We start from the raw sequence: 23974 nt of genomic DNA, 5'->3' as shown, positions 1-23974 counted from the left end.
GCTCAGGCCTCCGGGAACCAGATCTTGATCTCGCGCGCAGCGGACTCCGGCGAGTCCGACGCGTGCGCGAGGTTCTCGCGGTTCGACAGCGAGAAGTCACCGCGGATCGTGCCGCCTGCGGCCTTGCGGCCGTCGGTGGCGCCGATGAGCGTCCGGACGACCGAGATCGCCTCGTCGCCGGAGAGGATGAGCGCCACCAGCGGACCGGACGTGATGAACTCACGCAGCGGCGGGTACCAGGGCTGCTCGAGGTGCTCGGCGTAGTGCTCGTCGGCGAGCGTGGCGTCGACCGTGCGCAGGTTCAGCGCGTCGATGCTCAGGCCCTTGCGCTCGAATCGCCCGAGCACCTCCCCGATCAGGCCGCGGCGGACCGCGTCGGGCTTGATCAGAACCAGCGTGCGCTCGGACACAGGGATGACTCCTCGTTCAGATGGGGGGCGGAGGCCGGGTGTGAACACCGGCAGCGGAGGCGCGTCGACCCGTCACCGCAGCGTACCGTCCGCGTGACTCCGCTCTCATACACCCCCGATCGGGCGGCGGTCTGGGGTCACTCACGTGATATGTCCGCACGGCTGTGAACATTCGCAGCAAACCGAAGTTGTTCTCCTCATCCAAACTTCATCTCATTCCCGGAACATGTGCTCGTGTCCGTGACTGCCCCTGCGCCCGCGCCGAAGGCGACCCCCGCAAAGGGCCGCGACCGTTATCTCGACACGCTGCGCGCGGTCGCGATCATCCGAGTGGTCACCTACCACGCGTTCGGCTTCGCCATTTTCCCCTGGTTCCCCGCGATGGGCGTCATGTTCGCGCTCGCCGGAACGCTCATGGTGCGCTCGATCGACAAGGGTGCGCTGGCCGCGATCAAGAGCCGGTTCCGCCGCCTGCTCCCGGTGGTCTGGGCCTTCGGCGCGATCTGGATCCCGCTGATGATCTGGCACGACGGCGCACCGCGGGAGTGGAGCTACGGCGCCAACGGCGACTCCCCACTCTGGCAGCTGGCGTTCTGGCTGCTGCCGGTCGGCGACCCGCCGGGCAGCGAGTGGGGCGAGGTCGCGTGGGGCGTCCTCTGGTACCTGAAGACGTACCTGTGGTTCGTGGCGCTGTCGCCGCTGCTGCTCAAGCCGTTCCGCAAGGTGCCGTGGCTGGTTCTCGCCCTGCCGTTCGCTCTGCTCGGCCTGGCCGAGGTCGGCATCCTCCCGCTGGACGACTGGTGGGGCAGCACGTTCAACGACGTCCTCGTGTACCTGGGCTGCTGGCTGATCGGGTTCGCGCACGCCGAAGGCATCATCAAGCGCCTGCCGCTGCCGGCCCTGTTCGCGATCGGCGGCGTGGTGATCGCCGCCGGCCTCGGCTGGCTGGCCGGGCCGGGTAACGCCGAGGCGCTCGAGGAGGGCCGCAAGGCCTGGTCGGTGGAGAACAGCAGCCTCACGCTCGCGCTCTACTCGTTCGGCGTCGTGTTCATCCTGATGCGCTACTCGTCGCGGATGGAGTGGCTGCAGCGCCACGCGGTGATCGACCGGATCATCACGATCTTCAACTCCCGCGCGGTGACGATCTACCTCTGGCACAACGCGGCGATCCTGATCGCGATGACCGTGCTCGAGCAGTTCGGGATCGACATCTGGGTCGCCTGGTTCCCGCTGACCTGGGTGCTCGTCGGCGTCTTCGTGCTGGCGTTCGGGTGGGTGGAGGACGTCGCCGCGCGGCGGAAGCCCGAGCTGGTACCCGGGAAGGTGAAGGTGCTGGCCGCGCCGCTCCAGCCGGGTGCTGCCGCCGAGGCGGCCCCCCAGTCACCGCCGATGCCGCCGACCCCCGCCCCGGCCCCGGCCCCGGCCCAGTACGGCAATCAGCAGCCCTACGGGGGCGACCCCCGGTACGCCCCCGACCCGCGGTACGGCGATCCGCGCCAGCAGGTTCCGCAGCAGTACGACCCCCGGCAGTACCCGCCGCAGCAGTACGGACCGCAGGGTCGGAATCCCGACCCCCGGGCCGGTGGCCACTACCCGTCGGCGGAGTACGGTACGTCGCGTCCGCGCTCGGACGATCGCCCCGATCAAGTGGGCCGATAGGACGAAGAGTGTCGGTAAATGTACACTGTGCGCTGGACTTAGTTCCCTGAAACAACCATGCGCACCCGTTCAGAAGGTGATCATGGTTCGGTGACCACGCAAACGCCTGCGCGCGCCTCGACCGGGGGCCGGGACCGCTACTTCGACGTTCTTCGGTTCCTCTGCATCCTCTGGGTGGTCGTCTACCACATCTTCTCGACCGAGGCGTGGCTCGGCTTCTGGCCGGCCATGGGCCTGCTGTTCGCGATTTCCGGGTCGCTGATGGTCCGCTCGCTCGACCGCGGCGCGCTGAAGACGATCAAGAACCGTCTCCAGCGCCTACTGCCGGTCCTCTGGCTCGCCGGGCTCATCGGCATCCCGCTGATGTTCTGGCACGGCTGGCCGGCCGACGAGCGTCCGCCGCTCTGGCGTCTGGTGTTCTGGATCTTCCCGCTGTCCGACCCGCCCGGCTCGGAGTGGGCGGCCTCGCTCACCGAGCCGCTCTGGTACATGCGGAGCATCGTCTGGTTCATCCTGCTCTCGCCGCTGCTGCTCATCCTGTTCCGCTGGTACCCGCGGACGATGATCACGATCCCGCTGCTGGTCATGGTCGGGGTCGCGACCGGCAAGATCGGCTTCGGCTGGGCCGGCGAGCTGGGCGAAGGCGTGCTCACCGACGGCTTCACGTTCCTCTCGCTCTGGCTGCTCGGCTTCGCGCACCGCGAGGGGATGCTCAAGAAGATCCCGGTACCGGCGGTGGTCACCGGCGGTCTGGCGCTGGCCGCGCTCGCGACCTTCTGGGCGTTCACGCACCAGGAGGAGAACAGCTACGACTTCAACCTGATCCCGGCCGGGCAGGCGATCTTCTCATTCGGCATCGTGCTGATCCTGCTGCGCTTCGCGCCGAAGTTCAGCTGGGTGGGCAACAACAAGGCGCTCGACCGCCTGATCACGATCGTCAACGGCCGCGCCATGGTGATCTACCTGTGGCACAACGTCGCGATCGAGCTCAGCTACCCGGTCGGCGACAAGGTCGGCGTCTGGAAGCTCGGCGAGACCGCCGGTACCGCGGTCTGCGCGGTCATCGCCGTCGTACTGACGATCCTGGGCATGCTCGCGTTCGGCTGGATCGAGGACGTCGCGGCCCAGCGGCGGCCCCAGTTGCTCCCCAAGGACCTGGGCAAGAAGGGTGGCGCGTCGACGCCGGCCGCGCCCGCCGCGGCTTCCGGAGTCACCGGCGGCGGGCAGCCCGAGCCACCGGTGGCAGCGAACGTCGACGACAGCACGGTGTCGCTTCCGGTGTCCGGCGCGCCGGTGGGTACCCCGCCCGGTGGCGGCTGGTCGGCCACCCCGGCGTCCCGGCCCGACGAGCGGCCGCAGCCCCGGGTGTACGGCTCCCGGCCCGCCTCGCCCGACGACCAGCAGTACGAGAACGACCGGCGCTTACCCGAACAGCGGCGTTCGTCCGAGCCCGCCACCTACGGCACGCCACGCACCGGCCGGTTCCCCGACGTGCCGGCGCAGCGTGACGACGTCGGCTGGAGCGCCGGGCCCGGCACCCCGCAGTCGTCACGGGGCCGCGACGAGCGCCCCCCGTCGTTCGACGAGACCGGCACGATCCCGCGCAACCGCTAGGCCCCGGCTCCGGGGTCCAGGCCCGGTCTCCGGGGTTCAGGCCCGGTCCCCGGGGTTCAGGCCGGGATCACCAGTTCGAACACCGCACCGCCGCCCGGCCGGGCGGCGGTGGTCAGCTTTCCGCCGTGCAGGTCGGCCGCCCAGAGCGTGATCGAGAGCCCCAGGCCGATCGAGCCACCGTCGCTCCGGAAGCGGCCGAACAGCGCGGACGCCACGTTCGGATCGATGCCCGGGCCGCGGTCTGAGACCGTGATCCGCCCGGGCCGCAGCACGACGACGTCCACCTCGGGCGCGACACCCGGGTGGTGACCGTGCTTCAGCGCGTTCTCGACCAGGTTGGCCACCGCGCGGGTGACCAGGTGGGCGTCGGCCCGGACCGTGCACTCCTCGGAGTGGAACGTGACCTGGGCCCGCGCGCCGGGGCCGCCCACCGGGTCGGCCAGCTGATCGACGATGCTCTCGACCAGCAGATCGAGCCGGAGCAGCTCCTTGTTCAGGTGCTGGACGCCGGCGTTGAGGCGGGCCCGGGTCAGCAGGTCGTCGATGATGTCGCCCATGCGCGCCGACAGCGCCACCGCCCGGGGCAACAGATCCGAGCGTTGAGCGGGGTCGGCGAGGGCCGCCTCGGCGAGCGTGCGGAGCGTCGCCACCGGGGTGCGCAGGTCGTGGGCCGCGTCGGCGAGGAACGCTTCCTGCCGCTCCAGCGCGTCGACGGCCGGCCGCATCGACCGCCCGGACAACGCGTGGCCGGCGAGCGCGGCCAGCGTCACGAGCGTCACGCAGCCGAGGATGAGCGCGGCGACGAGCTTCTCGTGTTCCTCGTCCCCGTCGGTCGGGTCGCCGATGACGACCACCGCGCCGGCCGCGGTGCCTTCGTTGTCGTAGAGCGGCGCGGCGAGCAGCCGGGTGGGGTGCCCACGATCGTCCTCACCGTCGGTGCGGACGATTCCACCGAGATCGATGGCCTGCGCCGCCACCCCGTTCAGGTGGGACGCGGTGACCGTGAGCGCCGGGTCGCTGCTCGCGAACACCGAGCGCTGGGGCGGGTACCCGAGCAGCACGACGAGCTGCGGCGACCCGGTCGCGACCTCGTCCTGCCGGATGTCCTGCAGCTGGATGCCCGAGTCGGTGAAGTAGACGAGCGCGACCGCGGTACGCGCGCGGGTCTCCATCGAGTTGTCGAGCCGGGTCTCGCGCAGGTGGTTGTCGGTGTTGACGGCCAGCGTCGCCAGGGCGATCAGCCCGCAGCCGGCCACCACCGTGTAGAGGACGGTCAGCCGCCACCGCAGCAGCCGCAGCGACCGCCGCACACCGACGGTGCCCGTGCCCTTCCCGGTGAGTTTCCGCTTCCGGAGCCGCCCGGAGCGCCGCCCGGGCGACTTCCCGGCGGCGTTGGGCGCGAGCGGCGGCGTAGTGACCACGATCAGCCGTAGGCCGGTGCGGCGGGATCCTGGCCGAGCAGATAGCCCGCGCCCCGGACGGTGTGGATGAGCTGCGGACCGCCCAGCTTGCGCCGCAGCTGGCGTACGAGCACGTCCACGACATTCGACATCGGTTCGGCCATCGCGTCCCAGCAGTGCTCGATGAGCGTGGTGCGGCTGACCACCTCACCGGCGTGGTTGGCCAGCAGCTCGAGCACCGCGAACTCCTTCGCGGTGAGCGTCAGCAGGACGCCCGCGCGGCGGACCTGGCGGCGCGGGACGTCGATCTCCAGGTCGACGACGCGGAGCACCGGTGCGGCCGGCGGGCCGGTGGTGAGCGAACGACGGCCCAGGCTGAGCACCCGCGCGACGAGTTCGGCCACCGCGAACGGCTTCACCAGGTAGTCGTCGCCGCCGTGCTCGAAGCCGGCCACCCGGTCGGCCACGCTGTCGCGAGCGGTCAGGAAGAGCACCGGGGTGTCCCAGCCACCCCGTCTACGCGCGGCCACGTAGTCGACGCTGTCCCCCGAGGGCAGCATCCGGTCGAACACCACGCAGGCATACGGGCTGATCAGCACGGCCTCGTCCGCGGCCGGGATGTCTCCGACCAGGTCGACGGCCAGCCCGGCGCCGCGCAGGGCCGCGGCGACCGCGTACCCCAGATCGGCATCGTCCTCGACCACGAGCACCTTCACGCCGACACTCTCCCACGCGGGTACGACGAAGGGCCCGGCGGATTCGCCGGGCCCTTCGAATGCATCAGCTACCAGGAGCTTGGAGCCCCGTGCGGTGCAGCTTGTGCCACCGCAGGCGGGCACCGGTCAACGCGGTGACCACGGATTGGATCATCACCGCGTACATCAGCTGCCGGTACACGAACTGCTGGGCGGGCAGCGACCACAGCGGGCCGAGCTTCTCCTTGTCCAGCTTGAACGCGAACACCGCCAGGAAGAACTGCAGTGCGAGCATGCCGACCCAGGCCCCCGCGGACAGCGCCGCGTCGTAGGCGACCAGGCCGTAGAGCGCGAAGACGTCGATGAGCGGCGCGAACAGCGGCAGACCGACCTGGAAGATGCCGAGGAAGACCAGACCGAACCGGCCGAACCGGCCCGACGGGCCACTCTCGAACACCGCCTTGCGGTGCTTCCACATCGCCTGCATCGTGCCGTAGCTCCAGCGGTAACGCTGCTTCCACAGCTGCTGGATCGTCGACGGCGCCTCGGTCCAGGCGCGGGCCTTCTCCTCGTACACGACCTTCCAGCCGGCACGGCCCATCGCGATCGTGAGGTCGGTGTCCTCGGCCAGGGTCTCGTGCGAGACGCCGCCGACGTCGGTGAGCGCCTCGCGGCGGAACGCGCCGATCGCACCGGGGATCGTCGGCATGCACTGGAGCATGTCGTACATCCGCCGGTCGAGGTTGAAGCCGATCACGTACTCGATGTGCTGCCAGCGCGCGACGATGCTCTGGCGGTTGCCGACCTTCACGTTGCCGGCGACGCCACCGACCCGGGGGTCGGCGAACGGCTGCACGAGCTCGTAGACCGAGTCGGGCTCGAAGATCGTGTCGCCGTCGACCATGACGATGACGTCCGCGCGGGCCCAGGCGGTGCCGATGTTGAGCGCCGCCGGTTTACCGCCGTTGGGTACCCGGACCACACGCACGTTCGCGAAGCCGAGGCTCTCGGCGATCTCCGCGGTGTTGTCCGACGACCCGTCGTCGACCACGATCACTTCGACCATTGGATAGTTACTGGTCGCCAGCGATCTGACCGCGGCCGCGATGCCTTCCTTCTCGTTGTAGGCCGGCACCACCACCGACACCGGCTCCAGGAACTCCGGCCCCCAGCGGAAGTTCTTCGCCCGCCGCTTCCGGGCGTGGACCGTGGCCAGCACGAGCATCAACACCAGGCGAGCGAGCGTCAGCACACCGACGACGGTCAGCAGGCCCACCAGGCCGGTGACGAACCAACCCGAGGCCTGGACGACCCAGATCATCGCGCGCCCGCGCCAGATCTCACCGGAGCTGGCCGGCTGCATGGCCTGGAAGTTGGCGCCGCCGTCCGCGTTGTTCCAGTCGGGGGACATCTTCAGTCCCTCACCGACGGTGACGAACTGGTAGCCCTCGTTCTTGAACCGCGGGAGCATCTCCGCGATCGCCTCGAGCGTCATCTTGCGATTGCCACCGGCGTCGTGGAAGAGCGAGACCGCCCCCTGCCCCTTCTTCGGGTAGGAGTTGGTGATGATCTTCTCGACGCCCTCCTTCTTCCAGTCCTCGCTGTCGGTGTCGTTGACGACGTTGAGGTAGCCGAGCTCACCGGCTTCCTTGACGATCGGCCAGTAGACGTTGTCGATCGCGTCGGGCTGCGAGGAGTACGGGAAGCGGAGCAGCGACGTGGTGACGCCGGCCGCGCCGACGATCGCCATCTGCGTCTGCGAGTACTGGAGCTTGCGCTCCCAGGCACCCATCTCCGACATCTCGGGGTGGGTGAAGCTGTGGATGCCGACCTCGTGTCCTTCGCGGACCATCCGCTCGACGAGGTCTGGGTGCTCGGTGACCGCCGAGCCCACCAGGAAGAACGTCGCGTGGACGTTGTACTTGGCGAGCAGGTCGAGGACCTTCGGCGTCCACTTCGGGTCGGGCCCGTCGTCGAACGTCAGCGCGATCTTCTTGTCGGGCAGCGAGTACGAGTACGGCTTGTCCTTGTGGGTGGTGTCGATGATCGGCCCACCCGAGAGGACCTTGTCGGGCACCTCGTCCGAAGCGCCCGCGTTGTGGACGTTCTTCGGCGTGGCGACCTGAGCCTGCACGTACGCCTGCACCATCAGGACCGCGACCAGCACGAGCAGCAGGAACGCGACGAACAGGAAGCGCGGGCGCGGTGGGACCTTGCGGGCCTCGCCGCCACTGCCGTCGCCTCCGCCGCCGCCACCCCCACCGCCGCCTCCGCCCGGCGGGGGGTTGACCGGTCCGCCACCGTCACCGAACGTCGGCGGGTTGGCGGGCGGCCGCTGCTGCGGGAACTGCGTACCCGGACGCTGCGGAGCAGCCGGCGCCGGAGGCGCCGACTGCGGGTAACGCTGCGCGGGGTACTGCGGGTACTGGGTCGGCTGCGGGACGCGGCCGTATTGCCCAGGCTGCATCTCGGTCAGCTCTCCGTGGTGGAACTCGGGCTTGCGCTGGCGGTCGGCGCCTTGGTGACGGGCGCCGGAGGGTTGTTGCTCGCCGGAGGATCGGCCGGCGGGTCAGCCGGAGGCTTCGGCGCGGTGCTGCCACCGCCACCACCCGCGCCGGTGCCCGGCGCCGGGTCGGCCGGCTTCGTGGTGACCGGCGGCGGGTCGGCCGGCTTGGTGGTCACCGGCGGCGGGTCGGCCGGCTTCGTCGTCGGCGGCGGGTCCGCGGGCTTCGTCGTCGGCGGCGGGTCGGCCGGCTTCGTCGTCGGCGGCGCCTTGGTCGGCGTCGGCGACGGCTTCGTCGGGGTCGGCGACGGCTTCGTCGGCGTGGGCGACGGCTTGATCGGCGTCGCGGACGGCTTGGTCGGCGTCGCCTTCACCGGTGCCTTGGCCGGGCCCGACGGCGTCAGCTTCGGCGTGGTGGTGGACGTCGAGTCGATCTGACCGTCGCGGCGACCACGGTTGCTGTCGTCGCCGCCGCGCGAGATCTCCTCGTCCCGGCTGACCGCGGACATGTCGTCGCCCTTCGGCTCCTTGTCCGGGACGGCCAACGGAGCAGCGGTGGGGACGCCCGGGATCGGCAGCAGCGCGTTCGGGGCGATGGGGCCGCCGGCGAAGCTCAGGCCCAGCATGGCGGCGTAGGCGATCGCGACGCCTCCCGCGAGGAAGCCGACGGTACGGAAGCGTCGATGCCGCTTACCCGTCGTATCCACGAACACCGGAGCAGCAACGATGTCTTCAGGTAAGACCTCGACCTGCTCGGTATCGGAATTCAACCCTGATTCCACGAGTGCACCTTAAGCGATATCTCAAAGACGTCAACGAAACCGACAAGTTGGACTTCCGACCCAAGGCGCTCTAAGTTGGGCGGACAGTGAGGGTTCAATCGGTCATCACGGACAGTGCCATTCCTGTGAAGTCACCAATCCGACATAGAACCTCAACTGTTCGACGGAGCGAGCCTTAAAAATCAGACGGCCGCCCTGGCCATTCGGTTCGTACGGATGACGACTGAAATTACGGGGCGTAGCGAGGACGTCGCGCTTTCGCGCAGCTTATTCTGCCAGGTCAGCGCTACAGCCAGGAGCGCCGATCGGACACCGGAGCGTTGCTCTGCATTCACTCTGCGGAACGGTCAATCGTCACGGTACGGATTGCAACCGCTACAGAGACGGCATACTGCGCCCGATTGCGGGCCGGTGTAGGACACACCCAATAGACGCTGTGAACAGCGAGGAAGTTGCTCCCCGCGACCGACTGATTCAATTACTTTCAGTTAATGACTCATGCACTCAAGGTAACTACTGTGGACGGTCACCCAAGACGCTTTTCCGGACGTTGAGGACATAGATCCACACCAAGAGAAATATGCCCCCGACGACGCCGAGCATCCAGTGAACGATGCCGGTCGCGACGATCACAACCTGCAGACCGATCACCGCATTCCACGCCCAGCCCCGGCGGAGCAGGCCGGCCGCGGCCAGACAGAGCAGCCCGAGGACGAGCGCCAGCACCGCGGCCGCACCGGAGGCGTCCGGCAGCAGCGTCCGCAGCGGCTGGATCGCCAGCAGCAGCACGAGGAACTCCAGCAGCAACGTCGCCGCACCGACACCGCGCACGGCCGCCCCGGGGTTCTTCAGGCCCGACCGTGGCGACTCGGGGGTCTCCTCCGGTTCACTCACCGCGCCAGCAGCTTCCGGGCGTCGGCCGCCGTGACCACCGAGCCGGTGACCAGCACGCCCGCCCCGGCCAGCGGCGCGTCGCCGTCGTCGTCCTCCTCGGCGATCGTGACCGCGGACTCGATCGCGTCGTCGAGCCGGGAGGCCACGTCGACCCGGTCGGCGCCGAACACCTCCACGGCCGCGGCCGCCAGCTCGTCGACGCTCAGGCGCCGCGGTGACGAGTTCTCGGTCACCACGATCGCGTCCGCCACCGGTTCGAGCAGTTCGAGCATGCCCCGGTAGTCCTTGTCGTCGAGCACCGCGACGACGGCCACGAGCTTGCGGAACGCGAACGCCTCGGCCATCGCCTGCACCGTCGCGGTCATCCCAGCCGGGTTGTGCGCCGCGTCCACGAGCACGGTCGGCGAGGTACGCAGCCGCTCCAGACGCCCGGGTGACCGCACGTTCGCGAACCCCTCCCGGACGGCGTCCGCGGCCAGCGCGCGGCCCGGCGCGGCGCCGAGGAACGCCTCGACGGCCGCGAGCGCCAGCACCGCGTTCTGCGCCTGATGGGCGCCGTGGAGCGGCAGGAAGATCTCGCCGTACTCCCCCGCCAGGCCCTTGAGCCGCAGCTGCTGGCCACCGACCGCGATCGTCCGCTCGAGCACGCCGAACTCGACGCCCTCGCGGGCGACCGAGGCACCCTCCGACGCGGCCCGGGCGAGCAGCGGCTCGATCGCTTCGGCCGGCTGCACCGCGGTGATCACGCTCGCGTCGCCGTGGATGATGCCGGCCTTCTCGGTGGCGATGCTCGCGACCGTGCCGCCGAGCAGGGCAGCGTGGTCGAGGCTGATCGGCGTGATAACCGCGACGCCGGCGTCCAGGACGTTCGTCGCGTCCCACTGGCCGCCCAGGCCCACCTCGACGACCGCGACGTCCACCGGCGCGTCGGCGAACGCGGCGAAGGCCATCGCGGTGGTGAACTCGAAGTACGTCACCGGGTCTGCGTTCTTGGCATCGAGCAGGTCGGCCATCGGCGCGACCTCGTCGTAGGCCGCGGCGAACTTGCCGGCCGGGATCGGCGTGCCGTCCAGCGAGATCCGCTCCGTGACCGACTCCAGGTGAGGGCTGGTGTAGCGCCCCGCCCGCAGCCCGAAGGACTTGAGCAGGCTGTCGACCATGCGCGCGGTCGACGTCTTGCCGTTGGTGCCGGTCAGGTGGATCGACGGGTAAGCCCGCTGCGGGTTTCCGAGCAGGTCGAGCAGCGCGACGATGCGGTCCCGGTCGGGCACCATCCGCCCGGGACCGCGCGCGTTGAGCCCGGCCTCGGCCCGAGCGAGTTCGGCGGCGTCCTCCGCGGCCCGGTTGTTGTCGCTCATGCCGAGGGCAGTGCGGCGAGTTGGGTCTCGAGGCGGGCCAGGTCGGCCTCGGCTGCGGTGAGCCGCTCGCGGACCTTCGCCACCACCGCGTCCGGCGCCTTGGCCAGGAACGCCTCGTTGCCGAGCTTGCCGGAGTTCTGCGCGCGTTCCTTCTCGGCCGCGGCCAGGTCCTTCTCGAGCCGGCGCCGTTCGGCGGCGACGTCGATCGTCCCCGACGTGTCGAAGCTGACCGTGAGCTCGGCACCCACCTGCACGGTGCCGGTGGCGGTGAAGTCGTCACCGGCCGGGTCGAGCCGCGACAGCGACCGGATGAGCGTCTCGTGTGCGGCCACGCCGAGCGCGTCCAGCCCGTCGAGCCGGGCCGGCACCCGCTGCGTCGGCCTGAGGCCCTGGTCGGAGCGGAAGCGCCGGACCTCGGTGACGACCCGCTGCAGCGCCTCGATCTCGGCCTCCGCGGCGGGGTCGCGGCGCCCGGGCTCGGCCTGCGGCCACTCGGCGATCACCACCGACTCGCGGCCGGTCAGCGCCGTCCAGAGCGCCTCGGTGACGAACGGCGTCACCGGGTGCAGCACGCGCAGCAGCCGGTCGAGCACGTGCCCGAGCACCGCCCGGGTGGTGTCGGCCCGCACGCCGCCCGCGGCCAGTTCCGGCTTGGCCAGCTCCACGTACCAGTCACAGACCTCGTCCCACGCGAAGTGGTAGAGCAGGTCGGTGAGCTTGGCGAACTCGAACCGCTCGTAGAGGTCGTCGACCTCGGCGAGCACGGTGTGCAGCCGGGAGAGGATCCACCGGTCGGCCGGGGAGAGCTCGCTCGGCAGCTCGGCGCCGGCGTCGGCCCCGTTCAGCAGCGCGAACCGGGTCGCGTTCCAGAGCTTGTTGCAGAAGTTGCGGGCACCGGCCACCCACTCCTCGCTGGACGCCTGGTCGGAGCCCGGGTTGGCGCCCCGCGCCAGCATGAAGCGCAGCGCGTCGGAGCCGTAGGCGTCCATCCAGTCCAGCGGGTCGACGGTGTTGCCGCGCGACTTCGACATCTTCTTGCCGTACTTGTCGCGCACCAGGCCGTGCAGCGCCACCACGTCGAACGGCTGCTCGCCGTCCATCGCGTACAGGCCGAGCAGCATCATCCGGGCCACCCAGAAGAACAGGATGTCGTACCCGGTGACCAGCACGCTGGTGGGATAGAACTTCGCCAGGTCGGGGGTCTCGTCCGGCCAGCCGAGCGTCGAGAACGGCCAGAGGCCCGACGAGAACCAGGTGTCGAGCACGTCGGTGTCCTGGGTCCACTCCGGACCGGGCGGCTGCTCGTCCGGGCCGACGCACACCATCTCACCGTCGGGGCCGTACCAGACCGGGATGCGGTGGCCCCACCACAGCTGGCGGGAGATGCACCAGTCGTGCATGTTGTCGACCCAGTCGAAGTACCGCTTCGACAGCTCCGGCGGGTGGATCGACACCCGGCCGTCGCGCACGGCGTCGCCGGCCGCCGCGGCCAGCGTCTCCACCTTCACGAACCACTGCAGCGACAAGCGCGGCTCCACCACCGTGTCGCAGCGCGAACAGTGGCCCACCGCGTGCACGTACGGGCGCTTCTCCGCGACGATCCGGCCCTCTTCGCGCAGCGCGGCCACCACGGCCGGGCGCGCCTCGAACCGGTCGAGCCCTTCGAACGGGCCGTGCGCGGTGATCACGGCCTTCTCGTCCATGATCGTGAGGTTCGGCAGGCCGTGGCGCTGACCGATCTCGAAGTCGTTCGGGTCGTGCGCCGGGGTCACCTTCACCGCGCCGGTGCCGAAGCTCGGGTCGACGTGCTCGTCGGCCACGATCGGGATGCGCCGGTTGGTGAGCGGCAGCTGCACCTCGGTGCCGATCAGGTGCTGGTAGCGCTCGTCGTCGGGGTGCACGGCCACCGCGGTGTCACCGAGCATCGTCTCGGCCCGGGTGGTGGCCACCACGATCGCGTTCTCGCCGTCGCCGTAGCGGATGCTGACGAGCTCGCCCTCGTCGTCGGAGTGCTCCACCTCGATGTCGGAGAGCGCGGTGTGGCAGCGCGCGCACCAGTTGATGATGCGCTCGGCACGGTAGATCAGGCCGTCGTCGTAGAGCTTCTTGAAGATCGTCTGGACGGACTTCGAGAGCCCCTCGTCCATCGTGAACCGGTCGCGCGTCCAGTCGACGCCGTCACCGAGGCGACGCATCTGACCGGCGATCTTGCCTCCGGACTCTTCCTTCCACTGCCACACGCGCTTCACGAACTCGTCGCGGCCCAGGTCGTGGCGGCTCTTGCCCTCGTTCTTGGCCAGCTCACGCTCGACGACGTTCTGGGTGGCGATGCCCGCGTGGTCCATGCCGGGCAGCCACAGCACCTCGTACCCCTGCATCCGGCGACGCCGGGTCAGCGTGTCGATCAGGGTGTGGTCGAGCGCGTGGCCGATGTGCAGGACACCGGTCACGTTGGGGGGCGGGATCACGACCGAGAACGGCGGCTTGTCGCTCGTCGCGTCGGGAGTGAAGTAGCCGGCCGCGACCCACCGCTCGTAGAGCGGCCCCTCTACGTCCGCCGGCGTGTACTTGGTCGACAGTTCGGTCGACGGCGTCGGCGGTGCCTGGGTGTCGGGGTGTGTGGTCACGGAGTGAATCCTAGTTCGCGCGGCGAGCGCGTTCGCCACCCGGATGCGGGCGTGGCAGTCTGGGTCCCGTGGACCTGATCGCCCCGATGTGGGGCCCGCTGATCGGCCTTCTCGTGTTGATCGCGGTGGTCGTCGGCGCGGTCCGGATGCGTGGCCCCGGCTCGGCGCCGATGCGTCGGGCGATGCTCACGGTGGGCGGCGGCATCGTCGCGGTGTTCCTGATCGGCGTCGCGGCCGAAGGTTGCTCCGGTCCGGCTGACCATTCGCCGGGAAATGCCGTGGTACAGCCCTAACATCATCGGGCGTGCGCTGTGAACTGCTCCGCGGGGCGATCGGACTGTCCGCGTTCACGCCGGCGGTCGCCTCCTGGCTGGCCCGGGACCCGGTCCGCCACAACCACCTGTGCACGGTCGTCAGCCAGCGGGCCGACGGCGTGCTCCCCACCGAGCCCGACGCCCTGTGGGCGCTGATCCGCGCGGCGCCGGGCACCCCGCCGGCCTGGATCGCGGCTTGGACGCCACCGCACCTGCTGCTCGTGCCCGAGTTGGACGACGAGGCCGCGTCCGCGCTCGTCGACGCCCTGCTCGAGGCCGGTGAGACGGTGCCGGGGGTCACCGGGATGGCGCCCGGCCCCTCGGCGGTGGCCCGCGCGTGGACGGCACGCACGACGGCCTCGGCCCGCCGCGGCATGAGCACGAGGCTGCTGGTCCTCGAGACGTTACGAGCGCCGGACGACGTTCCCGGACGGCTGATCCGCGCCGACTGGACCTACCGGCCCTGGCTGATCAAGGCCGTGCTGGGCTTCGAGGCCGACACTCCCGGCGACGAACCGGAGCCGTTCACCGAGCGGGACGCGGCCCGCCGGGTCGACTACTTCCTGAGCGGCGGGCGCGCCTGGCTCTGGGAGGTGCGTGGCGAACCGGTCGCGATGGTCTGCTTCGCTCCACCGGCCGCGGCCGCCTACCGCATCAACGCCGTCTACACCCCGCCGGAGCACCGGCGGCGCGGGTACGCGGCGGCCGCGACCGCGGAACTCAGCCAGCACCTGCTCGACATCGGGGCCGCCGCCGTTCTGCTGTTCACCGACGCGGCCAACCCGACGAGCAACGGCGTCTACGAGCGGATCGGCTACCGCGCGGTGGCCGAGGGCGAGACCTGGACCTTCACGCCGTCCTGATCCGGCAGCCGCCGGTTGGCCAGGCTGGGCAGCTCGGCCCGCACGTCCTCCAGGCGCCCCAGATCCAGATCCGCGGTGACGACGCCGACGACGTCCGGTGCCTGGGCGACGACCGTGCCCCACGGATCGATCACCATGCTGCGGCCGAAGCAGGTACGGCCGGGCTCGTGGTCGCCGATCTGGCCGGCGGCGACGACGTAACACTGGTTCTCGATCGCCCGGGCCCGCAGCAGCACCTCCCAGTGGTCACGGCCGGTGTGGGCCATGAACGCCGCCGGGACGACGAGCACCCGGGCCCCGGCCACGGCCAGCGCGCGGTAGAGCTCGGGGAAGCGCAGGTCGTAGCAGATCGAGAGCCCCACAGGGGTGCCCTCGACGTCGGCGACGACGAGCTCCTCCCCCGGCGCGATCGTCTTCGACTCGTGGTACGAGACCCGGCCGGGGATCTCGACGTCGTAGAGGTGGATCTTGCGGTAGGCCGCGACGCGCCGGCCGGACCGGTCGAACACCAGGCTGGTGTTGTAGGCCCGCTCGCCGTCCTCGGCGCGCTCGCGGAACGACCCGGCGAGCACGGTGAGCTCGAGCTCGCGGGCGGCGCGGGAGAAGAACTGCGCGAACTCGCCGTCGACGGTCTCCGGCTCCGGTTCGCCGCGACGGCGCCCCAGGTAGTCGACGAACTCCGGCAGTACGGCGAAGTCGGCCCCGGCCGCCGCGGCCTGCTCCAGCAGACGCCGAGCCTCCGCGAGGTTCGCCGCCCGATCGTCCCGTGAGTTCAACTGACACACCGCAACACGCATGGTTCAAGTCTTAACCGGTGGCGGCGAGAAGGGCCAGCGCGGTTCCGGCCAGGCCGAGGCCGAGCAGCTGCCAGCCGCGGACCTTCTCCCGGTCGAGCACGAGCGCGAGCACGACGGTGCTGGCCGGGTAGAGCGACGCCAGCGGCGCCACCAGCGCGAGCTGCCCACTGTTGTTGGCCAGCACGTAGAGCACGTTCGCGACCGTGTCGAACGCCCCGGCGGCCAGCGCGAACGGCAGCGCCGCGCGGGGCACCGACATCCGTTCCCGGCGCGCGGAGCTCAGGACGACGAGCGCGAGGATCGCGGCCACCTGCGCGACGACGAGCGGCCACTGCCCGACGCCCGAGTGGACCCGGTCCAGCAGCACGAAGAACAACCCGAACCCGATGCCGGCCACCACGGCCAGCCCCACCAGCGGGGGCGTCACGTGTGCGGGGCGCCCCCCGCCCGCGCTCACCAGCGCGATCGCGACGACCGCGCACCCGACGCCGATCAGCGGCACGGTGCCGGGTGACCCGTCCACCAGGATGCCGACGATCACCGGCAGCACCGCCGACGCCGCCGCGGTGACCGGCGCCACGACCGCCATCGCTCCGGCCGACATCGCCCGGTAGAACAGGACGACCGCACCCACGCCGGCGAGACCGGCCAGCGCGGCCCACCCGAGGTCGGCGGCGCCCGGCGCGGCGTCGGCCCCGAGGAGCAGCGTGAGCACGAGCAGCAGCGGGAACGCCGACACCTTGGCCACCACCGTCACCGCGACGGCGGGGGCGCGCTTCCCGGCGGTTCCCCCGCAGTAGTCCCCGACGCCGTAGACCAGGGCGGAGCCGGCGGCGAGCAGCACCGGGATCACCGCCGACTCCAACCGGTAGCGTGGTTCATAGCACCGTTTGTATCACTGAACTGACCGAAGAGGCCAATATATTGACCACTGCTCGGGACGACGCGCGCCCCGCGATCGCACTCCTGGTGGGTGAGCGGGTCCGGAGCCTGCGCACCGGTCGCCGCTGGTCACTCGACGAACTGGCCGGGCGCTCCGGCGTCAGCAAGGGCATGCTCGTGCAGATCGAGGCCGGGCGGACGAACCCGAGCATCGGCACGCTCGTGCGCATCGCCGACGCGTTCGGCGTCACCGTGGCGCGGTTGGTGGAGGAGGCCCGTCCGCCGGAGGTGCAGATCACCGGCCCCGACGACTACAGCGTGCTGTGGGAAGGGCCGTCCGGGGGGAGGGCGACGCTGTTCGCGGGCGTCGACGACCCGGAGTTCGTCGAGTTCTGGGAGTGGGTGCTGGAGCCGGGCGAGGAGCACGTCTCCGAGGACCACTCGGTGGGCACACGCGAGATCGCGCACGTGGTGGCGGGCACGATGACGCTCGTCGTCGGCGACCTGGAGTTGCGGGTCGCGACCGGCCGGACCGCGGTCTACCCCGGGGACGTGCCGCACCGGTACCGCAACGACGGCGATACGGCGGCCCGCGTCCACATGGTCGTCACGATGCCACCCGGCGAGTTCGATCGTCGGACCCGGCGCTGAGCCGGCTGAAGGCCAGCACCGCGCAGAGACCGAACCCCACCGCGTTCAGGACACCGTGGGTCGCGGCCATCCAGGTGAGGCTGAGCTTCGGGACGCCGAACGCCTCGCCCAGCGCCCAGTCGAGCGCGAGCAGCATCGTTAGCACGAGCACCACCGACGAGACGCCGAGCAGCACCCGCGCCGACCGGTCGGACACCGAGGCCCGCAGGCGCCAGGAGAGCGCGGCGACCACCCACATCCCGGCGGTGAGCACGGCCGCTCCGGCCAGCTCCACCAGCTCCCCCGCGAAGAACCCGATCAACACCAGCAGCGTCCCCGCCGGCACCGTCAACGCCGCGACCGCGGCCGCGCGGGTGGCGGACCCGGCGCGGGTGGCCTGGGCCACCAGCCCGGCCACCAGGGCGGCGGCGAAGCCGGCGTAGTGGAAGTGGGCGACGGTGAGCAGCAGGATCTTCGGGCCGAAGCCGAGCAGCGTGCCGCCCACCCGCTCGACCACCAGCGACGCCCCGGCCACCGCCGGCGTGACCAGGGCGGTGAGCGCCGCGACGTCCACCGGGGCCAGGGACCGGTCGCGCCGGAGCCGGGCCGCCGCCGTCCCGGCCAGCACGAACGTCCCGGCCGCGTAGACGCAGGCGAGCCCCACCGCAGGCAGGCTCACCGGCATCGCGAGCGACAGCGCCCCGACGATCGCCACCGGTGGCCACCACCGCCGGACCGTCCGCAGACCCGGCGCCTCGAGCAGCCCGAGCCCGACCGGCACGATCACCAGCATGCCGAGCGCTATCGCCGGAACCACCGCCCACCGCATGGCTGACCTCCTCGTTTGAGCGACTGCTCAAATCGTACTCCGGCCTTGAGCGAGTGCTCAATACTTTGTCTGCAACCGGCGACCCCGTCCACGCGTGTGACACGGGAGCCGGCACCACGTCGGCCAGGAAGGAGGGCCGTGACCGGGACCGGACGGGATTTCGGCCGCTTCTACGCCGACAACTTCCCGGTGCTCTGCAAACAGCTCTACGCCTACACCGGTGACGCCGCCGAGGCGCAGGACGCGGTGCAGGAGGCGTTCGTCCGGGCGTGGACGCGCTGGGCGGCGGTCTCGGCCTACGAGAGCCCGGCCGCCTGGGTGCGGCAGGTGGCGTGGCGCCTGGCGATCAGCCGCTGGCGTCGGGCCCGCACCGCGTTGAGGTTCGTGCACGGCCAACGCGAGGTGCACGCGCCACCGCCGGGCCCCGAGCACGTGACGCTCGTCGCCGCGCTGGCCACGCTCCCCGAACGGCAGCGCAGGGCGGTGGTGCTGCACTACCTGGCGGATCTGTCGATCGCCCAGATCGCCGCCGAAGAATCGGTGGCCGAAGGCACGGTGAAGTCCTGGCTGCACCGCGGCCGCGCGGCACTCGCGGCCCACATCGCCGACGAACGAATGGAAGGGGCGTACGACGATGGCCGACTCTGACGTTCCCGGATCCGTTCACGATCCCGCTACCGAGCTGTTCGGGCGCCTGCGCGACGACCCTTCAGAGGCGTTCGCGGGCCCCGGCGAATCGGTCACCGCCCGTCTCGGCCGCCGGCGTCGGCGCAACCGGCTCGCCGCCGTCGGCGCCCTCGTCCTCGTGATGACGCTCGTAGTCGGCTACGCGCTCCGCGGCACCGAGCAACCGGATGCTCTCCGGCCCGTCAGCCCGGCCACGACGACCTCGGCGCCCGCGCCCACCGACGACGACGGTCAGCAGAACCCGCTCAGCGCGGTCGACTGGCGCAACGCGACGCTGGACGTGCCGGGCAACGAGGACTGCGGCGGCGCACCGGAACTGTCGTTCACCGCCGGCCTTGCCCACGCGGACGTGCCCGACCTCGGATCGATCGGCTACCAGGTGTTCGACGGCCTCGGGGAGTCAGGCCCCAGATACGCGGAACTCACCGACGACGGCGTGAAGGAAGCAGTCCTCACGTTCCGCTGCAGCGTCTTCTATCCCGGCACCGACGACCCAGCAGCCCAGTTCTACTTCGTGGCGACCTACGAGTCCGTTCGGGGCCTGCCCGCACTGTCCAAGACGATCGCCGAACTGACCCGCAGCGAAGGGCCCCCACGGGTCGAGCAGTCCGACGGGCGCCTGCAGATTTTCACCGTGGACGGCACCCGGGTCGCGAACTGGCACACGAACTGAACCCCAGGAACGCCGAAACCCCCGCCCGGATCCGGGCGGGGGTTTCGCGCGAACAGGTCAGGCTGACTTCTCGCGGCGTTCGCGCTTCGGAACGTCCCGGGGGACGATCGTCGGCAGGACCTTCTCGAGCACGACCTCGCGGCTGATCACGACGCGGGCGACGTCGGGACGCGACGGGATCTCGTACATCACCGACATCAGCACCTCCTCCATGATCGCCCGGAGGCCACGGGCCCCGGTGCCACGCAGGATCGCCTGGTCCGCGATCGATTCGAGCGCGTCCCGGGTGAAGTCCAGCTCCACGCCGTCGAGCTCGAACAGCCGCTGGTACTGCTTCACCAGCGCGTTGCGCGGCTCGGTGAGGATCTGCATCAACGCACGCCGGTCGAGGTTGCGCACCGTGGTGATGACCGGCAGACGGCCGACGAACTCCGGGATCATCCCGAACTTCAGCAGGTCTTCCGGCATGACCTCGGCGAACACGTCGTCGGTGGTGCGCTCGGACGCGGAGATGATGTTCGCCGCGAACCCGAGGCCGTTCTTGCCGACCCGGTTCTCGATGATCTTCTCCAGCCCGGCGAAGGCCCCACCCACGATGAACAGCACGTTCGTGGTGTCGATCTGGATGAACTCCTGGTGCGGGTGCTTCCGGCCGCCCTGCGGCGGAACACTCGCGGTGGTGCCCTCCAGGATCTTCAGCAGCGCCTGCTGGACACCCTCGCCGGAGACGTCACGCGTGATCGACGGGTTCTCGCTCTTGCGAGCGATCTTGTCGACCTCGTCGATGTAGATGATTCCGGTCTCGGCGCGCTTGACGTCGTAGTCGGCGGCCTGGATCAGCTTCAGCAGGATGTTCTCGACGTCCTCGCCGACGTAGCCGGCCTCGGTCAGCGCGGTGGCGTCCGCGATCGCGAACGGGACGTTGAGCAGCTTGGCCAGCGTCTGCGCCAGGTGCGTCTTGCCGCAGCCGGTGGGGCCGATCAGCAGAATGTTCGACTTCGCCAGCTCGACCGGCTCCGGGCCACCGTTGCGGTGGTTGGTGTTGTCGGCCTGAATACGCTTGTAGTGGTTGTACACCGCTACCGCGAGAGCTTTCTTCGCCGAATCCTGCCCGACCACGTACTGGTCGAGGAACTCGCAGATCTCGATCGGCTTGGGGAGCTCGTCCCACTTCAACTCGGAGGACTCGGAGAGCTCCTCCTCGATGATTTCGTTGCACAGGTCGATGCACTCATCACAGATGTACACCCCTGGGCCCGCGATGAGCTTCTTGACCTGCTTCTGCGACTTCCCGCAGAAAGAACACTTCAGCAGGTCTCCGCCGTCACCGATCCGTGCCACGAACGACCATCTCCCTGTCCTCGCCGGACCGCCGGCCGACTGACTCCTCGACGGTACATGCTCCGCGCCCTCGCTGACCCCTGGTCGCGAGGGCGCGTTGCCTTACTTCGACTCTCAACCCGCCGCGACCGGAACCTTCTTGCGGCTTTCCAGCACCTGGTCGATGAGGCCGTACTCCTTGGCCTCGTCCGCAGTCAGAATCTTGTCCCGCTCGATGTCCTTGCGGACCTTCTCGATCGGCTGACCGGAGTGCGAGGAAAGCATTTGTTCCAGCTGCGTACGCATGCGCAAAATCTCACGGGCCTGGATCTCGATGTCCGAGCCCTGGCCGCCACCCTCGCTGTACGGCTGGTGGATCAGCACCCGGGCGTTCGGCAGCGCGAGGCGCTTACCGGGCGTCCCGGCGGCGAGCAGCACGGCCGCGGCGGAGGCCGCCTGGCCCATGCACACCGTCTGGATGTCGCAGCGGACGAACCGCATCGTGTCGTAGATCGCGGTCAGCGCGGTGAACGAGCCGCCCGGCGAGTTGATGTAGATCCAGATGTCCCGGTCGGGGTCCATCGACTCGAGGCAGAGAAGCTGCGCCATCACGTCGTTCGCGCTGGCGTCGTCGATCTGCACACCGAGGAAGATGATGCGCTCCTCGAACAGCTTGTTGTACGGGTTCATCTCCTTGATCCCGTACGACGTGCGCTCGACGAACGACGGCAGGACGTAGCGGCCCTGCGGAGCAGTTTCGCGGTTGTACAACCCGGAGCCCGGGAAGCTTAGGTCACTCATTTCAGGTCCTCCGGACGAGAAAATGGCGGATCGGTGGCTGCGCGCTCAGTGAGCGCCGGTGGTCGCCGCCACGTCGGACGTGGTGGGCAGCACCGCGTCGATCAGGCCGTACTCCTTGGCCTCGTCGGCGGTGAACCAGCGGTCGCGGTCCGAGTCGGCCTCGATCTGCTCGACGGACTGACCGGTGTGGAAGGCGATCCGCTCCTGCATCAGCTTCTTGGTGTAGAGCATCTGCTCGGCCTGGATGGCGATGTCGCTGGCCGAACCACCGATGCCGCCGGAAGGCTGGTGCATCATCACGCGGGTGTGCGGGAGCGCGTACCGCTTGCCGCGGGCGCCGGCGCACAGGATGAACTGCCCCATCGACGCGGCGAGGCCGAGGCCGTAGGTGGCCACGTCGTTCGGGATGAACTGCATGGTGTCGTAGATCGCCATGCCGGACGAGACGCTGCCGCCCGGGGAGTTGACGTAGAGCGCGATGTCGCGGACCGGGTCTTCCGCGGAGAGCAACAGCAGCTGGGCGCAGATCCGGTTGGCCATCTCGTCGTCGAACTGCTGACCGAGGAAGATGATCCGCTCCTTGAGGAGCCGGTTGAACACCGAGTCATCGAAGCCCATGCCGCCCGAGCTCGGCGCGCGGCCGACCGCGGGTGCTGCCGGTGTGTCGAAGTGGGTCACGATGCCTGCCTTCGCCTTGAACGTGATGCTGGGCTGAAGCTCTTCGAGCTGTGGGGCCTGCTGTGTGCTGGGCTGATCAGAACTACGCGGCTGGCCGTACGCCTGACACTAACGCGGCCCCGAGGCACCTGACGGGGCCTCGGGGGGCTGTTCGCTGTGAGCGCACGACCACGGCCCGGTGGATCAGACCTGAGCCGGAGCCGACTCGGCTTCGGAGTCCGCCTGGGCCGGGTTGATCTCGTCCTGCAGTGCCTTCAGGTCGACCGGGTTGCCGGCCGAGTCGACGATCTTCGCCTGGTCGGTGACGACCCCGAGCGCCTTGCCCCGGCGCAGGTCGGCGACGACGATCGGCAGCTCGCCGTTCTGCACGAGCTGGTCGGCGAACTGCTGCGGGTTGACGCCCGACTGCTGGGCGCGCCGGACGACCTCGCTGGTGAGCTCACCGTCGTCGATGCCGACCTCCTCGGCGTCCGCGACGGCGTCCAGCACGAGCTGGGAGCGGACCGCCTGAGCGCAGTCCTTGTCCAGCTGCTCGTCGAACTCCTCCTGCGTCTGGCCCTCGTTCTCCAGGTACTGCTCGAGCGTCACGCCGGCGTTCTCCAACGCGTGGCCGAGCTGGTGGCGGCGGTACTCGATCTCGTCGGCGAGCACCTTCTCCGGCATCGGGACCTCGACGGCCTCGAGGAGCGCCTCGAGCGTCTTGTCGCGGGCCGCGACGGCCTGCTCGAGCTTCTTCACCCGGCCGAGCCGGTTGCGGACGTCGTCCTTGAGCTCGTCGAGCGTGTCGAACTCCGACGCGGTCTGGGCGAACTCGTCGTCCAGCTCCGGGAGTTCCTTCTCCTTCACCGTGCGGATCGTGACCTTGACGTCCGCGTCCTGACCGGCGTGCTCGCCACCGGCCAGTGTCGTGGTGAAGGTGACCTCCTCGCCGGCCTCGTGGCCCTCGATGGCCGCGTCGGTGCCCTCGAGCAGCTGACCGCTGCCGACCTCGTAGGAGACGTTCTCGGCGCTACCGCCCTCGATCTCCTCGCCGTTGATGGTGGCGACCAGGTCGAGCTGGACGAAGTCGCCCGTCCGGACCGCGCGCTCGACACCCTTCAGGGTGGAGAACCGCTGGCGCAGGCTGTCGACCTGGTTGTCGATGTCCTCGTCGGAGACGATCGCCTCGTCGACGGTGACCTCGAGCGTCGAGTAGTCGGGGAGCGCGAGCTCGGGACGGACGTCGACCTCGGCGGTGAACGAGACCTTCTCGCCGTCCTGCAGCTCGGTGACCTCGACGTCGGGGCGCCCGATCACCTTGATGTCGTGCTCGCGTACGGCGGACGAGTAGTGCGTCGGGATCGCGTTGTTCAGCGTCTCCTCGAGCACGGCCGCGCGACCGATCCGCTGGTCGATCAAGCGCGGCGGGACCTTGCCCTTACGGAAGCCGGGGATCGAGACCTGGCTGGCGATCGAGCGGTAGGCCTCGTCGAGGTTGGGCTTCAGCTCCTCGAAGGGCACCTCCACGGCGAGCCGCACCCTCGTCGGGCTCAAGGTCTCGACGGTGCTCTTCACGTGT

At 70.1% G+C, this 23974-nt stretch carries 22 protein-coding genes; 7 read left to right on the top strand and 15 right to left on the bottom strand.

Translation table 11 applies throughout. The features are described from left to right. Nucleotides 1-2 precede the first annotated feature (2 nt). Nucleotides 3-410, bottom strand: a complete 408-nt coding sequence (gene ndk, locus CRYAR_RS07155; RefSeq protein WP_035849238.1) for a nucleoside-diphosphate kinase — start codon at nt 408-410, stop codon at nt 3-5. A gap of 240 nt (nt 411-650) precedes the next feature. Here ndk and CRYAR_RS07150 point away from each other — a divergent pair, with 240 nt between their 5' ends. Further along, nucleotides 651-2069 (top strand): acyltransferase family protein, encoded by a 1419-nt coding sequence (locus tag CRYAR_RS07150; RefSeq protein WP_211247315.1) that lies wholly within the window; start codon nt 651-653, stop codon nt 2067-2069. A 90-nt stretch (nt 2070-2159) separates the two neighbouring features. Further along, the gene (locus tag CRYAR_RS07145) at nt 2160-3683 is read left to right on the top strand and encodes an acyltransferase family protein (RefSeq protein WP_169745008.1); all 1524 of its coding nucleotides are present in this window, start codon (nt 2160-2162) and stop codon (nt 3681-3683) included. A gap of 56 nt (nt 3684-3739) precedes the next feature. Here CRYAR_RS07145 and CRYAR_RS07140 read toward each other — a convergent pair whose 3' ends face one another. The 7 genes from CRYAR_RS07140 to CRYAR_RS07110 all read right to left on the bottom strand — a co-directional run bounded on the left by CRYAR_RS07140 (nt 3740) and on the right by CRYAR_RS07110 (nt 13942). After that, nucleotides 3740-5104, bottom strand: a complete 1365-nt coding sequence (locus CRYAR_RS07140) for a sensor histidine kinase (RefSeq protein ID WP_084700186.1) — start codon at nt 5102-5104, stop codon at nt 3740-3742. Nucleotides 5105-5106: 2 nt separating this feature from the next. Next, nucleotides 5107-5793, bottom strand: a complete 687-nt coding sequence (locus tag CRYAR_RS07135) for a winged helix-turn-helix domain-containing protein (RefSeq protein ID WP_035861156.1) — start codon at nt 5791-5793, stop codon at nt 5107-5109. Between the two features lie 70 nt (nt 5794-5863). Then, nucleotides 5864-8245: a bifunctional polysaccharide deacetylase/glycosyltransferase family 2 protein gene (locus CRYAR_RS07130; protein WP_211247313.1), complete on the bottom strand. Its 2382-nt coding sequence runs from the start codon at nt 8243-8245 to the stop codon at nt 5864-5866. 5 nt (nt 8246-8250) lie between these two features. Beyond that, the gene (locus CRYAR_RS07125; RefSeq protein ID WP_157017447.1) at nt 8251-9063 is read right to left on the bottom strand and encodes a hypothetical protein; all 813 of its coding nucleotides are present in this window, start codon (nt 9061-9063) and stop codon (nt 8251-8253) included. A gap of 513 nt (nt 9064-9576) precedes the next feature. Beyond that, nucleotides 9577-9957 (bottom strand): DUF4233 domain-containing protein, encoded by a 381-nt coding sequence (locus CRYAR_RS07120; protein ID WP_035849234.1) that lies wholly within the window; start codon nt 9955-9957, stop codon nt 9577-9579. Further along, nucleotides 9954-11315 (bottom strand): bifunctional folylpolyglutamate synthase/dihydrofolate synthase, encoded by a 1362-nt coding sequence (locus CRYAR_RS07115; RefSeq protein ID WP_035849232.1) that lies wholly within the window; start codon nt 11313-11315, stop codon nt 9954-9956. Before CRYAR_RS07115 ends, CRYAR_RS07120 begins: the two co-directional genes overlap by 4 nt. Continuing rightward, the gene (locus CRYAR_RS07110) at nt 11312-13942 is read right to left on the bottom strand and encodes a valine--tRNA ligase (RefSeq protein WP_035849230.1); all 2631 of its coding nucleotides are present in this window, start codon (nt 13940-13942) and stop codon (nt 11312-11314) included. The genes CRYAR_RS07115 and CRYAR_RS07110 overlap by 4 nt, the downstream gene beginning before the upstream one ends. 68 nt (nt 13943-14010) lie before the next feature. Here CRYAR_RS07110 and CRYAR_RS07105 point away from each other — a divergent pair, with 68 nt between their 5' ends. Then, complete coding sequence (locus CRYAR_RS07105; protein WP_035849228.1) at nt 14011-14235, top strand: hypothetical protein; 225 nt, start codon at nt 14011-14013, stop codon at nt 14233-14235. Between the two features lie 11 nt (nt 14236-14246). After that, the gene (locus tag CRYAR_RS48495; RefSeq protein WP_051569869.1) at nt 14247-15119 is read left to right on the top strand and encodes a GNAT family N-acetyltransferase; all 873 of its coding nucleotides are present in this window, start codon (nt 14247-14249) and stop codon (nt 15117-15119) included. Here CRYAR_RS48495 and CRYAR_RS07095 read toward each other — a convergent pair. Together CRYAR_RS07095 and CRYAR_RS07090 are read right to left on the bottom strand one after the other, a co-directional pair. Beyond that, nucleotides 15071-15916 carry a carbon-nitrogen hydrolase family protein gene (locus CRYAR_RS07095; RefSeq protein ID WP_051569868.1) on the bottom strand — a complete coding sequence of 282 codons (846 nt, stop codon included), beginning with the start codon at nt 15914-15916 and terminating at the stop codon, nt 15071-15073. The two genes, CRYAR_RS48495 and CRYAR_RS07095, sit on opposite strands and share 49 nt — an antisense overlap. Before the next feature lie 10 nt (nt 15917-15926). Further along, complete coding sequence (locus tag CRYAR_RS07090) at nt 15927-16769, bottom strand: EamA family transporter (protein WP_035861130.1); 843 nt, start codon at nt 16767-16769, stop codon at nt 15927-15929. Nucleotides 16770-16840: 71 nt separating this feature from the next. On the opposite strand from CRYAR_RS07090, the gene CRYAR_RS07085 reads away from it, so the two are divergent. Further along, nucleotides 16841-17449 (top strand): helix-turn-helix domain-containing protein, encoded by a 609-nt coding sequence (locus CRYAR_RS07085; protein WP_211247311.1) that lies wholly within the window; start codon nt 16841-16843, stop codon nt 17447-17449. On the opposite strand, the gene CRYAR_RS07080 is transcribed toward CRYAR_RS07085, so the two are convergent. Next, nucleotides 17406-18257 carry a YndJ family protein gene (locus CRYAR_RS07080; protein ID WP_035849226.1) on the bottom strand — a complete coding sequence of 284 codons (852 nt, stop codon included), beginning with the start codon at nt 18255-18257 and terminating at the stop codon, nt 17406-17408. The genes CRYAR_RS07085 and CRYAR_RS07080 overlap by 44 nt on opposite strands. A gap of 138 nt (nt 18258-18395) precedes the next feature. Between CRYAR_RS07080 and CRYAR_RS07075 the strand changes: the two genes are divergently transcribed. Further along, nucleotides 18396-18905: an RNA polymerase sigma factor gene (locus tag CRYAR_RS07075; RefSeq protein WP_035849225.1), complete on the top strand. Its 510-nt coding sequence runs from the start codon at nt 18396-18398 to the stop codon at nt 18903-18905. After that, entirely contained in the window at nt 18892-19617 is a 726-nt protein-coding gene (locus CRYAR_RS07070) for a hypothetical protein (protein ID WP_035849222.1), read from the top strand. The genes CRYAR_RS07075 and CRYAR_RS07070 overlap by 14 nt, the downstream gene beginning before the upstream one ends. A 57-nt stretch (nt 19618-19674) precedes the next feature. Here the strand turns inward: CRYAR_RS07070 and clpX are convergent, their stop codons facing one another. The 4 genes from clpX to tig form a co-directional block, all read right to left on the bottom strand. After that, complete coding sequence (gene clpX, locus CRYAR_RS07065) at nt 19675-20958, bottom strand: ATP-dependent Clp protease ATP-binding subunit ClpX (protein WP_035849219.1); 1284 nt, start codon at nt 20956-20958, stop codon at nt 19675-19677. A gap of 114 nt (nt 20959-21072) precedes the next feature. Next, entirely contained in the window at nt 21073-21738 is a 666-nt protein-coding gene (locus CRYAR_RS07060; protein WP_035849216.1) for an ATP-dependent Clp protease proteolytic subunit, read from the bottom strand. Nucleotides 21739-21783: 45 nt separating this feature from the next. Further along, nucleotides 21784-22356 carry an ATP-dependent Clp protease proteolytic subunit gene (locus CRYAR_RS07055; protein ID WP_051569866.1) on the bottom strand — a complete coding sequence of 191 codons (573 nt, stop codon included), beginning with the start codon at nt 22354-22356 and terminating at the stop codon, nt 21784-21786. 243 nt (nt 22357-22599) lie between these two features. After that, the gene (gene tig / locus CRYAR_RS07050) at nt 22600-23970 is read right to left on the bottom strand and encodes a trigger factor (RefSeq protein ID WP_035849211.1); all 1371 of its coding nucleotides are present in this window, start codon (nt 23968-23970) and stop codon (nt 22600-22602) included. Between the last annotated feature and the right edge of the window lie 4 nt (nt 23971-23974).

Origin of the sequence: Cryptosporangium arvum DSM 44712 (assembly GCF_000585375.1) — a bacterium.
Taxonomy (GTDB): Bacteria; Actinomycetota; Actinomycetes; order Mycobacteriales; family Cryptosporangiaceae; genus Cryptosporangium; species Cryptosporangium arvum.
The sequence above is the reverse complement of the archived record's forward strand: the minus strand, read 5'-3'. Positions and strand labels throughout refer to the sequence as shown.